Source organism: Paenibacillus cymbidii (assembly GCF_004764705.1).
In the GTDB taxonomy this organism is placed as follows: domain Bacteria; phylum Bacillota; class Bacilli; order Paenibacillales; family NBRC-103111; genus Paenibacillus_AN; species Paenibacillus_AN cymbidii.
In genome coordinates this window covers 1-13,478 of sequence record NZ_SHLX01000047.1, presented here as the reverse complement: position 1 = coordinate 13,478, position 13,478 = coordinate 1, and the positions used below count along the sequence as shown (strand labels likewise).

Genomic DNA, 13,478 nt, shown 5'->3' with positions numbered 1-13,478 from the left:
GGACAATGGCCGTACAAGTGAGACGCGTGTACAAGAAGAAGCTGTTCAGTCTATGTCTGCTGCTGCTCCCGAGTGTGCTGCTGTTGTTCGTCTTTCAATACTTGCCCATGTACGGCATCGTGATTTCGTTTCAGGACTTCTCGCCGTACCTGGGAATACAAGGCAGCCATTGGGTAGGCTTCAAGCAATTCAACTACTTCCTGCATGACCCTACCTTCTGGGTGGTAATGCGGAATACGCTGATTATCAACCTGTACGATATCGTCTTCGGGTTTACGGCGCCGATCCTGTTCGCGCTGCTCGCGAACGAGTTGATGCAGAAGGCGTTCAAGTCGGTGGTGCAGTCGATTTCGTACATGCCGCACTTCTTTTCCTGGATCGTCGTGTCCGGCGTATTCTACAGCATTCTGTCCCCGGAAACCGGGATGCTGAACGAACTGCTCGGCTGGTTCGGGATCGATTCGGTTTATTTTATGGCGGAGGAACGGTATTTTCGCGGCATCGTCATCTTTGCGGATATATGGAAGAACGTCGGCTGGTCGGCGATCCTGTACTTTGCGGTCATCGCCGGCATCGACAAAAGCCTGTACGAGGCCGCCATGATCGACGGAGCCGGTCGCGTGCGCCAAATCCGCCATATCACGTTGCCCGCGATGTACCCGATGATTATTCTGCTGCTGCTGCTCAAAATTTCGACCATCTTCAGCATCGGCTTCGAGCGGTTGTTCACCATGCAGAATCCGCTTGTATACAGCGTGTCCGATGTCATCAGCACGTATATTTACCGGCTCGGGCTGGAGAAATCCCAGTTCAGCCTGACCACGGCAATCGGTCTCGTTCAGAGCTTGCTCGGCTTCGTACTGCTGCTGGCGGCGAACAAGCTGTCCAAGCGCATCAGCGGAATGGGGCTGTATTAGAACGAGGGAAGCGGTGAGACGGCGTGCCTCCGGGCGCGCCCTTTCCCGCCTTCCGACCTTGCGCCGCAGCCTGTGATTGGGAAGGAAGGCGGGAGAAGCTTGCATTACCGTTCGACATCGAGGACGATATTCAATATCGCCAACTATACGTTATTTGTCGCGTTCAGCCTTTCGATTCTGATCCCGTTTCTGAATGCGATCTCGATTTCGCTCAGCGGCTTTCAGTTCGTATCGCAGGGCCGCGTCGGGATTTGGCCGATCGGGTTCAACCTCGAATCTTACAAGATACTGGCCGCCAATGCGCAGTTTCTGCGCAGCATTGTCAACTCCGTCTTCCTGACGGTCATCAATACCGCATTGGTTATTCTCATCGCCTTGGCGGCGGGATACGCGCTGGCCAACAAGCACCTGATCGGCAAAAAGACCGTGTTCCTGTTCATCCTGATTCCGATGTACTTCAACGGGGGGCTCATTCCCACCTATTTGCTTGTACACAAACTCGGCTTGACGAATACGTTTGGCGCGCTCATTCTGCCCGCGATCGTCAACATTTTCTATATCATCGTGTTCCGCAATTCGATCGAGCAGCTGCCGCAGGAACTGATCGAATCCGCGGAAATCGACGGAGCAAGCGAGTCGCGCACGCTGTTCAGCGTCATTCTGCCGCTCGTGCTGCCGATGGCGATGGCTTTTACCGTGTTCAGCGCGGTGGCATACTGGAACGAATGGTTCGGCGTGCTGATCTACATTCGCGACAAGTCAATGTGGACACTGCAGTTTCAGCTGCGCGAAATTTTGGCCAATCCGAATATCATGGATCCCGGCACCCTCGATCAGCTTGCGAATCGCAACGCTTACGTGCATCCGGAGAACTTGAAGATGGCCGCCCTGATGCTGACCATCCTCCCTGTGCTGGCCATCTATCCGTTCGTGCAAAAATTTTTCATTCACGGCCAAATCGTCGGGGCTGTCAAAGGTTGACTGAAGAGGCGCAAGGAGATGAGAGTGTTGACGATCATCAATGTACCGACCCGTTATTACCGCCAATACGACGCCGATTATGCGCTTGAGGCGCCGGCGGAAGCATTCGGCGGCTGGGGTGTGCGCGATTTGCCGCTCAGCCTGGAGCATACGGCCGTCGCCGTCATGCATGCCATCGACGCCGGCTCCCGCGAGCAGTACCCGGGCTGGTTCCGCTGCGTCGAATACATTCCGCGTTCGTACGACATTGCGCGCACCGTGTTCCCGGGTTTGCTGCAGGCGGTCCGGCGCTCGCCCTTGAAGCTCGTGCACATCGCGGCCAAAGGGGAGTACTGCCAGTCGCACCCCGGCTACCGGCGCCAGTCCGCCCCGGAGGGGGAAACGGCGAAGGCCGAAACGGATCCGGTCTGGCAGGAGCTCCAGCGTTTCCGCGCGGATCACGTTTTCCCCGGCGCGCACAATGCCGCAGACGTCAAGCTTGGCCGTCCGCAGGTCGACTTCCTTGCCGATGCGAAGCCGCTGGCCGGGGAGACGATCGTCGAATCCTCGGATACGCTGTTCGACTGGTGCCGCCAGGAGGGCATCAATCATTTGATTTATGCGGGGTTTGCCATTAATGGCTGCCTGATGATTTCTCCCGGCGGCATCGTCGACATGTCGCGAAAAGGGATTATCTGCTCGGCGTTTCGCGAGGCGGTAACGGCGATCGAAAACAAGGAATCGGTTCAAGGGGAATGGAACAAGCAGAACGCTCTATGGCAGGTGGCTTTGCTGTACGGTTATGTATACGAAGTGGACGCTTTCGTCCGGGCATTGGACGCTACATGAGATGAAGGCGGGGACGACAGGAAGGCGGCATTCAGCAAATGAAAACGCGAAGCACGTACTATACGGCGGATAAGGTTGCAGCAGTAAGGCGCAATGTCGAGCGGTACGAATGGGCTGAGGAGATGAAGCGGCAAGCCGTTGCCAAAGCGGATGTCTACGTGCGCCGGGGCCTCGATTTCCTGTGGGGGCTTGTGCCGCCGCCAAGCTTGCCGCGCAGCATCTCTGTCAATCAGCAGGCGGGAAGCCCGGTCACCGGCAAGGCCATCGACAAGTACGGCACCTATCCGTATACAAGCAACCCGCTCGAAGACCCGTGGAAGCTGACCGATCCGAGCAGCGGCATGCGTTTTCCGACCAACGATTTTGGCGCCTATTATGCCAGCGGGCTGGATAAGCACGGCCTGTTCCAACCCGAGCTTGCGGATCGCAGCCTGCTTGTGAACGTCCTGTACCCGGAAAGAGGGGCGAATTGGGGAGTAGACGACGGCTTCGGCTGGTACGATGCGAGCAGCGGTACGTGGCATACGTTTATCGCTTATTACATTCATTTTGCGCTGTGGACGACAATCGCGAACGGGGCGGGCGCGATCGAGGATGCGCTGCTTTCGCTTCGCGATGCGTACGCGGCAACCGGGGAACCGGCGTACGCCCGGGCCGGACTTGTGCTGCTGGACCGCATCGCCGACGTGTATCCGCAGCTCGACATTTCCCGTTTCGATGCAAGCCGTTACAGCAATTGTCACGGGGGATCGTACAAGGGGAAAACGATCGGCTGCATCTGGGAAACGGAGCTCGTGAAGCCGTGGCTGCTTGCTTATGACGCTTTTTTCCCGGCTGCGGAGGACCCCGTTCTCGTCGATTTCCTTAGCGGCAAAGCGGCGCAGCATGAGTTGGCGAACCCGAAAGACGGAGCAAGGCGCATTCGCGACCATATTGAAACCAATCTCGTCCGGCAGCTGTATCCCGCCGTCAAAGCGGCGCAAATTCGCGGCAATATGGGCTTTCATCAAAGCGCTCTCGCGCTGGCCGCCGTTGTGATGGACAACGGGAAGGAGAGCGGGGAGTGGCTCGATTTTGTATTTCGATCCGGCACGTATACCGGGGAAACGATTACCGGCGGCAATATGCTGGCCGGGCTTGCGAACGACATCGACCGGGACGGCTTCGGCAACGAAGCGGGCCCGCAATATAACTACGCCTGGCTGCAGGCATTCCGGATGATCGCGGACGTGCTGGAAGGGTATGACGGCTATCCGTCGGTGTTCCGCTACGATCACCCGAAAATTCGCAAAATGATGCTGGCGTTTATTCCGCTGGTGCTCGCGGAGCGGTATACGCCGACCATCGGCGATTCCGGCAAAACGGGCAACCCGGAACGGATGCTGGCCTTGTCCGATATGACCAAAGCGTTCGCGTTGTACGGCGAGCCCCTTGCGGCGCAGGCCGCTTATATGCTTAACGGAGGGACGGCGCAGGGACTGCGGTCCGATTGGTTCGCGCCGGAGCCGGAGCGGCTTGCGGCCGAAATCGAGGCGGTCGTTCGCCGGGACGGGCCGATCGTTTGGGGGAGCGATCATCTGAGCGGCTACGGATTGGCCGTGTTGAGGGACGGCAAGGCCATGCGCGACATCTGGTGCTATTATGGCAAAAACTTCGGTCACGGGCACCAGGACGCGCTGAACATCGGGCTTCACGCGTTCGGACTCGATCTGGCTCCCGACCTGGGCTACCCCGAACTCGCCAACGCAACGAACGAACACCGGTTCGAATGGGTCCGTCACACGATCAGCCACAATACGGTGGTGGTCGACCAATCCGGCCAGTTGCCGCACAATGTGGGCGTGCCGCTGCATTTTGACGACGGCGCGCATGTGAAGCTGATCGACGTGCAAGCGCCGCAAGTATATCCGCAAACGCGCCTGTATCGTAGAACGGTGGCGCTGATCCGGATCGACGCGGAGAACTCGTATGCGCTCGACTGGTTCTGGGTTAAGGGCGGCGACGATCACCGCTACAGCTTTCATGCGGCGGAAGGGGAAGCGACGACGGCGGGTTTGAACATGCGCGAGCAGCCATCCGGCACCTATGCGGGAGCGGATGTCGCTTTCGGGCAACGAACCGACGGAGAGGGCGGATTTGCATACAAGGGCAGCGGGTTTCACTACTTGCGGCATGTCAGCAGGGACGAAGCGCCGGCTTCGCCGTTCAGCGTCGAATGGAACATCAAGGACACGTGGAAGGTGCTTCCGGGCGAAGCGGACATTCGGCTGCGGCTGACGATGGTCGGCGACGTGCACGAAGCGGCTCTTGCCGAAGGCGTGCCGCCGCGGAACAAAGCCGGCAATCCCGAGAAGCTGGCCTATCTGATCGCATGGCGCAGCGGGACGGATTTGCAAAGCCTGTTCGGCTCCGTGATCGAACCGTACCGCGAAGCAAGAAGCATCCGTTCGATCGAACGAGCCAGCCTCGTTTGTCAAGCGGCGTCGGCTGCGGCCGATGATGCGCTTGCGTTCAAAATCGTGCTGGAAAATGGCCGTACGGATTATGCGGTCTGTTCTTGTCGTGCCGACGTCGAATATGTCATCGACGGCAAGCTGCAGTTCCGGGGATATTTCGGCTATTACACGGAACAGGACGGCAGGCCGGTGCGGGCCAATCTGCACGATGCCGCTTATTTTGCCGTTGGCGGCCCGAAAGGTGTTTGCCGCATCGGGGGCAAAGCGTCTTTAACCGGGGAGGTAGTCCGGTTTACCGAAACGTTCGCGATCCGGAACGAAATCGACATTCGGCTGCACGAACCGTTCGCAGCGGAGAAGTTGGTGGGCCGCACCTTGTTCGTACAGAACGACGGGGTGCGAAACGCCGCGTACCGGATTCGCGACGCGGCAGTTCCGGAGGAGGGCGTCGTCCGCCTTGGGATCGGCGATGTGACGCTGATCCGCGGCTTGCTTGACGCCGGCGACGCCTCGCGCGGATTGGCGTACGACATTGCGGCGGGCGCCGCAGTGCGCATTCCGCTGACGACGGAAGCGGAGTTCGATTGAATATCGGCACAGCCGGAGGGCGGGCAGCGGGCGCGGTGCGCGCCCTCCGCATGCCATCGCCATACACAGCGGGAAAAGGGAGCAATCGACATGCGAATGGCGCGAGTCGCCGTGCTGATGCATGAACAGTCGGCACAACAACATTGGGCTTATGGTTTGAACGTATTCGGCGCGTATGCAGGTGAAATCCTGCGGCATTACGGCATCCCGTTCGAAGCGGTCGCCGACCCGGCCGCACTGGCAGCGGGAGGATACGATATCGTGGTTGTCGCTCATGCGGGCAACGATCCGCATACGGCGGAGCTGCTCTGGAAATACGCCGAAGCGGGCGGCGTGCTCGTCTCCTATGCCGGCTTGCGAGGACTTGCCGGCAAGCTGCACTGCGCCGAAGCGGCGGAGAAGGGCAGCGGTTACGCCGCGCTGCTTCCTTGTCTGGAGGAGGAGCCGCCGCTTCGTTACTTGCGTGCGGTGCCTTGGACGCCGGCAGGGGCGGGAAGCGGGAGCCCGGAGCGATACGGCGCGCTGCACGACAGGAAGCCGGGCGGCGCGATCGCAGCGGAGGCGCTGCTGCGCTTCGCCGTCGGCGACGGAAGCGTGGAGCGGTGGGCGGTCGATATTCCGTACACGATCGTTGGGCTGCAGCAGGGGATCAGGCCCATATTGGAGGACGGCATCCCGGCTCCGGACGGCTCCGCGCAAATCGATGACGGTATCCTCAAGGCGGATGACAGCAGCGAGCTCGACTGGGAATACGACCGATTGACGACGGAGACGGACATGCCGTATTTTGCCTATCCGTATGCGGATTTGTGGAAAGAGGCGCTTGCCGGCCATCTCGTCCGCTGCGCCTACTCGCGGGGGCTGGCGCTGCCGTTTGTCGGCTTCTGGCCCGACGGGGTGGCGAAGGTGGCGACCGTATCGCACGACAGCGACACGAACGAAGACGAACAGGCGGAAACGACGCTTCGGGTGCTGGCCGAGTGCGGCGTCCGCACGACCTGGTGCATGATCGAACCGGGCTACAGTCCGGGAATCTACGACAAAGTCAAGCAGGCCGGGCACGAATTGGCCTTTCATTACAATGCGTATGTCCGGCAAGGCGGCAAGTGGGGCGGAGACGAATTCGACCGGCAGCTGGCCGTCATGAAGCAGGCGATGGGGCTGGAGCGGGTCGTGACGAACAAAAACCACTACACGCGGATGGAAGGCTGGAACGAGCTGTACGAATGGTGCGACAACAACGGCATCGAGATGGACCAGACGAGAGGATCGAGCAAACGGGGCAATGTCGGCTTCCTCTTCGGCACCTGCCATGCATTCGTGCCCATCGCCTGGCATACGGCCCGCAACCGGACGTTCCGCGTGCTGGAGCTGCCTTTTTTCTCCCAGGACATGGGGACCGGCACGTGGGCCGACGCCAGCATCGCGAATCCGATTCTGAGCGGAGTCGAGCGGGTGGAGGGTGTTGCCCACATCTTATTTCATCAGTACCATTTGCATTACAACGATCATGTGAGACAATTGTTCTGTCAATATATCGAGACGGCTCAATCGCGCGGCTTCGCGTTCTGGACAGCGGCGGAAATCAACGACTGGACGAGGGCGCGGCGTTCGGCGAACGTAACGGACATCGATGAGCACGGCGAAGCCGCGGTGAGCGGCAGCGTTGCGATCCGCGATTTGGTCGTCTGGGTGCCGGTGGCGGATCGACAAGGCGCCGACATCGAGCTGAAACTCGGCGTTCCCTGCCGGAAGCAGGTATGCAGCATTGCCGCCGCGGCATCATGCTGGGCCGGGAACGAAAATAACCAATGAAAAATGGCCTATTTGCCCGATTTCGCCCGCCTCATCGGAAATAGCCAGTGAAAACATGGCTTATTTGCTCTGTCAGGCCCCGAATCAGGCATTTTAGCTGAAATAGCCAGTGATTTCACTGGTTATTTCGGAGAGGCTGCCCGGATTCGACGAAATAGGCAATAAAATAGGGCCTATTTTTGAACACGCACTAATACGGAGCGGATGGAGGAAGCGGGATGAAGGTTTATTTTGTCACGGATATGGAAGGCATCAGCATGGCGACGGAATGGGATCAAGTGCGTCAGGGGCACGAGTTTTATCCGCGCTACCGGGACATCTTCAATCTGGAGCTGGCGGCGGCGGTCGAAGGAGCGATTGCTGCCGGGGCAGAGCGCATCGTCATTCTGGACGGGCACGGCTCCAGGGATTACAACGTACTGTGGGAGCGCCTGCCCGAGGTGGTGGAAATCGAACGGCCGGGCGACGTGAAGCGGCTGTTCCCTTCGATCGACGAATCGTTCCATTCGCTCGTGCTGATCGGCTACCACGCCATGGCAGGCGCTCCGGAGGCGGTGCTGCCCCACACCCAGAACAGAGACTGGGAGGAGTACCGGGTGAACGGCACGCTGCTCGGGGAGATCGGGCAAATGTCGCTGATCGCGGGCCATTACGGCGTGCCGGTCGGCTATATCAGCGGCGACCGGGCGGCTGTAGAGGAGGCGAGGGCGCTCCACGGCGACGATCTGCCTGCGACCGTCGTCAAGTGGGGGCATGAGGGAGGCAAAGCGCGGTCCCTGCATCCGGCGGAGGCGGCGCGGCGCATTCGCGCGGATATCGAGGCGGCGCTGAAGGCGCCGAGGCGCGGCATCCGTTTTGCGCTGCCGGCGCCGTACGAGCTGACGCAGAAATGGACAACGAAGGAACGCGCCGATGAAAAGGCAGGGACAACAACGATGACGCGAATCGATGAGCGGACGTTCGTGAAGACGGTAGATTCGGCGCTCGAGATTTTGGACTTGTCATAAATAGGAGAGGCGGGCGAGTGCAATGCCGTATGCCAGCAGAAAGGCGCAGAAGGAAGACTTTGCGAGGATCGGCAAGTTCCCGGCGAATGCCGAGGAAGCGTTCTTCATGTACCCGAGCGGGGTGTATCCGCTGACCGGCGAACAGCTGGAAGAAGCGGCGGCCAAACGGTTTCACCCGACCGTTGTGCTGCACGACGGCGAATTGGCCGGTTACGCCAACTTCTATGCCACGAACGAAGGGACGCAGTTTTGGCTGGGCAACTTTATCGTGGCCCCGGCATTCCGCAGCAAGGGGGCCGGCGCATTCCTGCTCACGACGATGATGGAAATCGCGAAGCGCGATCTTGGCATGAGCCGGCTCCAGCTCGTATGCCACGGCATCAACACGAAGGCGATGCTGTTTTATTTGAAAATGGGCTTCCAGCCGTTCGAGATGTTCGCCGCGAAAGACCATGAGGGCCGCCCGATCGTTTCGTTCAAATTGGCTGCGGCGCTGTAGCGCGGCGCAAAGCGAAGCGGCTACATGCCGCTTTCGATTGCCTCCCGCGCGTGAAGCAGCGCCGCTGCCTGCAAGTTCAGGCGAATCGCGATGCCGAGCTTGTCCGCGCTCGGCTTCAGCGCCTGGTATGCCTTGCGCGAAGCGACGTCGATGTGCGCCGGTTTGCCGCCGGCCGCTTCCAGCAGGTCGAGCAGCTGCTCGACGAACAGCGCCCGGCAGTCGGCCGGTTCCGCCAATTTGACGCCCAGAATCATGCCGTTGTCCCCGTTCGCCCACAACAGCAGACGCGGATAAATCGCTCTTCCATCCGCGCCTGCGACGGGCACGGGGGCGTAGCCATAGTCCGCCTCCCACACTTCGTCAAGCTTCGCTTTCGCTTTGGCCGCGGCTTGCTTGAGCCGGAACTCGCCCGGATACTCGTATGGCGGGCCGTCAAGCTGCAGCTTGCCCGGCAAACGCCACGGCTGCCATTCCTCGCTCCAAACAATGCCGCCGTTTCCGTCCGGATGAGGGACGAGATGCAGCCGCTGCTCCTGCCCCTTCGGTGCGCCTTCCTGCGCCCGATGCCGTTCCCAGACGCCGGACGCCTGCTCCAGCCCCGCCGCAAGCAGCAGCACCTGCTCCCGGTTCGGCAGCCACGAATGTTGGCCTGGTACGTAGCTGCGAAATGCCGGCCACTCATTAGCCCCCCGGAACTTGTACCCGAGGCTGCGGATCAGCTCGTAGTCTTCTTTTTCCAGCTGCTGGCGGTCTTCGAACGATACTGTGACGGCTTGCGTGCTCAGGTCGAATTCGCGATCGTCACCGGCGAGCGGACCGGAAGTGCCGCCCGTCAGTTCTTGCAGGTAGTGCGCCGCGTTCGGACCGTAATACACGTTCAGGCCGTAATCGATGCCGCCGTTGCCAAGCACGACGCAATACACCGTTTCGCCGCCGGCCGGATCGGTCATGGCGAAATAGTGAGCGTCGGGAATATCGATCCAGGGCGCCCTTTCTTTAAAAGCGAGCGCAGTTTCGAACAACTGCTGCCAATCGGCGCGGGAGACGGTTTCCATCGTCATGAGTGTCGACTCCTTTTCCATCATGCATGATGTGCATTAGCGTACCCGGTAACGGGGAAAAAGACAACCTCTTATTTGTGCGGTTGGGTGATGGTTTGTGAGATGACAGGCGAGAAGACAGGCGAGATGGCAGGTGAGATGGCAGGTGAGATGGCGTGAGAGATGACGTGTGAGAAGATATGCGAGAAGACAGGCGAGATGGCAGGTGAGATGGCGTGAGAAATGACGTGTGAGAAGACCCGCGAGAAGACATGCGAGAAGACCTCGCGCCGCCGGCCAAACGCTGCTTTGACAACGTAACAATGTTATGTTACATTAGCGGTGGAGGAGATGAAGATGGAGCGGGAGTTAATATCCAAGAAGGATTTGCTCGATTCCACGGGCATATCCTACGGCCAGCTGTACCGCTGGAAGCGGAAGCAGCTCATTCCGGAGGAATGGTTCATCCGCAAGGCGACGTTTACCGGGCAGGAAACGTTTTTTCCGAAAGAACTGATCCTCGCGCGTATCGATAAAATTCTCGACATGAAGGACGACTTGTCGCTCGACCAGGTGGCCGGCAAGCTGTCGCCGCTCATGCTCGACTATGAGCTGCGCAAAAGCGATTTTGCCAAACGTAACATTGTTTCGAAAGAAGCGCTGCAGCGCTTTGGAGCGGCGGACGCGGATCAGACGTTGTACGGGTTCGAGCGAATGCTTTATTTTTACGTGGCGGATCGGCTGCTGCAGACGGGCGATATGAGCCTGGAGGAAGGGGAGCGCTTGCTGGACACGCTGCGCGAGCACTTCCCGAGGTTCGACGGCAAGGCGTGCGATTTGCTGTTTATTCGGCGGATGGGCGTGTCGGCGTTTGCGCTCGTGTCCGTGCCGGCGGAGCTGCACTTTGAAAGCGGCGTGAAGCTGGTGGCTAGGGTGCCGCTGGCGGAAAGCATCGAGCAGTTGAAGGGCAAGCTGATTTGAGCGAAACGATACGGGAGGTGCGGACATGGAGAAGACCGGCATGTCGGATCTAGTTATGAACGGCGTCGCCACTGCCGCGGGCGGGCATTATCGCAACGTGAGGATGGACGGCGTCGGCAAGGTGGAAGGCAGCCTGGAGGCGGAACGGTTCGATGCGAACGGCGTGCTTACGGTGAAGGGAAGCATTCGCGTCCGGGAGCTGGCGGTTAACGGCCGGCTGAAGGTCGAAGGCGGATTGGCCGCGGCGCACATGCGCATTGACGGCATCGTCCGCGCGGAAGGCGATTTGAGCGGCGATCGGCTGGAGCTGAACGGCATCTGCACCGTTCGCGGCGACATGGCCTTCGAACGGATCGATGCGGCGGGAACGTTCCATGTGGACGGACTGGTCAATGCGGGGCATGTCGGCATCCGGCTATTCGGCCAGGCAAGGGCGCGGGAAATCGGCGGCGACACGATCCGCGTCGGCAAGACGGCCACGGCAAAGTGGAAAACGCTCTTGCGCTGGGTGTATCCGAAATGGCATCCGGAGCTTGTGGCCGATACGATCGAAGGCGACGACATCGAGCTTGCCCATACGATCGCGGAAACGGTTCGCGGGGAACGCGTAGCGATCGGACCGGGCTGCCGGATCGGGCGGATCGAATACCGCTCGGAGCTGCGCGTGCACGCGTCATCGCAAGTAGGAGAGGAGGTGAAGTCCGGTGACGGAAACGGTCGCGGGTGATTTGCGATTGATCGGTACGAATACGTCGGGCGGGGGCAGCTTCGGCACCGTCAAAATAACCGGCGAAGCCGTCCTGCTTAGCGACACGAGCTGCCGCAAGTTCGGCTGCACCGGCACGCTGCAGGTGAAGGGCTCCATGCGGGCGGATGAGTTTCGACTGACGGGCGAGTGCAAGGTGGAGGGCGATTTTCGCGCGGGGCGGCTGCGTACGATCGGCCAACTGGAAGTAGCAGGCAGCGTTCGCGGCGGGGAACTGAAAGTGACCGGCGAGATGCGGATGGGAGCGGCCGGTTGCGAAGTCGACCGGCTGACGGTCTCCGGCATCGTCCGGACCGAAGGCTTGATCAGCGCGGACAGCGTCGACATTCGGCTGTACGGCCCGGCGCGGGCCGGAGAGATCGGCGGCGGCAGCATCACCGTAAGACGGGCGCGCATCGCGTCGCTCAAGCATCTGTTTCAGCCGCAGCATGCGGCGGGCGAGCTTGACGCGGGCACGATCGAAGGCGACGTCGTGCACCTGGAATACACGCGCGCGGCGGTCGTGCGCGGCAATCGCGTCACGATCGGCCCCGGCTGCGACATCGGGCGCGTCGAATACAGCGAAAGCTTCTCGCGCAGCGCCAAGTCGGCCGTGCGCGAGGAAGCGAGAGTTTAAGCGGCGGTCTTGGCGAACGGGTCGGTTTCGCGGCCGTTCAGATCGAGATAGAGACGGGTCGTGCCGTCATCGAAACACCAATAGAGTGCGGAGCCGATTTCGAACAAGTGCAGGTTGCGGAATTCGGCAATCGGCTGCGGCGAAGCAAGAGGGGTCGGAACGGGGATCCCTCTTTTTTGCATGGCTTGCACGGTCTGTTCGTACGTGATGGGCAGCGGCACCGTGCGCATCGCGCCGGCGCGGTCGAACAACGCTGCCTGCTCCCGGCCGCCCGCGTCCTGTACGACGGCGATGAACGGCGCGGTGAAATAGGGGAATGCCGCTATTTCCCGCAGGCCGGCCGCTTCCAGCTTCGCGCGATATCCGTCCGGCACGTACAGCGAGTCTCCGGCGACAGGCTCTTTGCCGCCGATTCCGCTGCCCGCGCCGCAGGCACCCAGCGACACCGCGATCAGGATCAGCCCGATCCACACAGGCCAGCGCAAATAAACCGAACGGATGGTTCTTTTCATCGCATCACCGCCTTTTTCGTCACTGACGGGCGGTTGCGCCGGAAAGTTGCGGGTTGGGGGCAGGTTCAATGTTGTCAGGTTAAGCGGTGTTAGCTACCCCGATCTACTGTAAGACTGAAATCAGCCTTATTTCGTCCGCCGCTCGCCGCGGCGCGTTTAGCGCATGTTTCATGCGCTGCAGCTGCTTCGCGGACCCGCCACGATGCGATTAGCGCATGTTTCATGCGCTGCAGCTGCTTTGCGGACCCGCCACGATGCGATTAGCGCATGTTTCATGCGCTGCAGCTGCTTCGCGGACCCGCCACGGCGCGATTAGCGCATGTTTCATGCGCTGCAGCTGCTTCGCTGAATTTAGACTAGAAAGTAGACACACTGTAACAGCGACCTGATACAATACAAACAAACGAAAGGTCGAGGTGTGTCATGGGAAATATCCGCCAACATTTTGATGAGGAGTTCAAACGCCAAACGA

General features: G+C 60.2%; 12 protein-coding genes. 10 read left to right on the top strand and 2 right to left on the bottom strand.

Annotated features, from left to right (window positions below; all coding sequences use genetic code 11):
* Positions 1 to 5: 5 nt before the first annotated feature.
* The 7 genes from EXY20_RS35990 to EXY20_RS35960 all read left to right on the top strand — a co-directional run bounded on the left by EXY20_RS35990 (position 6) and on the right by EXY20_RS35960 (position 9,091).
* Positions 6 to 917, top strand: coding sequence for an ABC transporter permease (locus tag EXY20_RS35990; RefSeq protein WP_135557270.1), 912 nt, complete (start codon positions 6 to 8; stop codon positions 915 to 917).
* A gap of 99 nt (positions 918 to 1,016) precedes the next feature.
* A complete protein-coding gene (locus tag EXY20_RS35985) occupies positions 1,017 to 1,898 on the top strand; it encodes a carbohydrate ABC transporter permease (RefSeq protein ID WP_135557269.1) in 882 nt (293 codons plus the stop codon).
* 18 nt (positions 1,899 to 1,916) lie between these two features.
* Complete coding sequence (locus EXY20_RS35980; RefSeq protein ID WP_135557268.1) at positions 1,917 to 2,726, top strand: Rossmann-fold NAD(P)-binding domain-containing protein; 810 nt, start codon at positions 1,917 to 1,919, stop codon at positions 2,724 to 2,726.
* Positions 2,727 to 2,764: 38 nt separating this feature from the next.
* Positions 2,765 to 5,770, top strand: coding sequence for a heparinase II/III domain-containing protein (locus EXY20_RS35975; RefSeq protein WP_135557267.1), 3,006 nt, complete (start codon positions 2,765 to 2,767; stop codon positions 5,768 to 5,770).
* 90 nt (positions 5,771 to 5,860) lie between these two features.
* Entirely contained in the window at positions 5,861 to 7,585 is a 1,725-nt protein-coding gene (locus EXY20_RS35970) for a polysaccharide deacetylase family protein (RefSeq protein WP_135557266.1), read from the top strand.
* A 218-nt stretch (positions 7,586 to 7,803) separates the two neighbouring features.
* Complete coding sequence (locus tag EXY20_RS35965; protein WP_135557265.1) at positions 7,804 to 8,592, top strand: M55 family metallopeptidase; 789 nt, start codon at positions 7,804 to 7,806, stop codon at positions 8,590 to 8,592.
* Between the two features lie 22 nt (positions 8,593 to 8,614).
* Complete coding sequence (locus EXY20_RS35960) at positions 8,615 to 9,091, top strand: GNAT family N-acetyltransferase (RefSeq protein WP_135557264.1); 477 nt, start codon at positions 8,615 to 8,617, stop codon at positions 9,089 to 9,091.
* Positions 9,092 to 9,111: 20 nt separating this feature from the next.
* On the opposite strand, the gene EXY20_RS35955 is transcribed toward EXY20_RS35960, so the two are convergent.
* Positions 9,112 to 10,152, bottom strand: coding sequence for a DUF7309 domain-containing protein (locus tag EXY20_RS35955; RefSeq protein WP_135557263.1), 1,041 nt, complete (start codon positions 10,150 to 10,152; stop codon positions 9,112 to 9,114).
* 336 nt (positions 10,153 to 10,488) lie between these two features.
* On the opposite strand from EXY20_RS35955, the gene EXY20_RS35950 reads away from it, so the two are divergent.
* From EXY20_RS35950 to EXY20_RS35940, 3 genes are read left to right on the top strand one after another with little or no spacing between them, the layout of a single operon-like run.
* Entirely contained in the window at positions 10,489 to 11,112 is a 624-nt protein-coding gene (locus EXY20_RS35950; RefSeq protein ID WP_135557262.1) for a YhbD family protein, read from the top strand.
* A 25-nt stretch (positions 11,113 to 11,137) separates the two neighbouring features.
* Complete coding sequence (locus EXY20_RS35945) at positions 11,138 to 11,839, top strand: hypothetical protein (RefSeq protein WP_135557261.1); 702 nt, start codon at positions 11,138 to 11,140, stop codon at positions 11,837 to 11,839.
* Positions 11,817 to 12,494 carry a hypothetical protein gene (locus EXY20_RS35940; protein WP_135557260.1) on the top strand — a complete coding sequence of 226 codons (678 nt, stop codon included), beginning with the start codon at positions 11,817 to 11,819 and terminating at the stop codon, positions 12,492 to 12,494. Before EXY20_RS35945 ends, EXY20_RS35940 begins: the two co-directional genes overlap by 23 nt.
* Here the strand turns inward: EXY20_RS35940 and EXY20_RS35935 are convergent.
* Positions 12,491 to 13,006 carry a hypothetical protein gene (locus tag EXY20_RS35935; RefSeq protein WP_135557259.1) on the bottom strand — a complete coding sequence of 172 codons (516 nt, stop codon included), beginning with the start codon at positions 13,004 to 13,006 and terminating at the stop codon, positions 12,491 to 12,493. The genes EXY20_RS35940 and EXY20_RS35935 overlap by 4 nt on opposite strands.
* Positions 13,007 to 13,478: the final 472 nt, after the last annotated feature.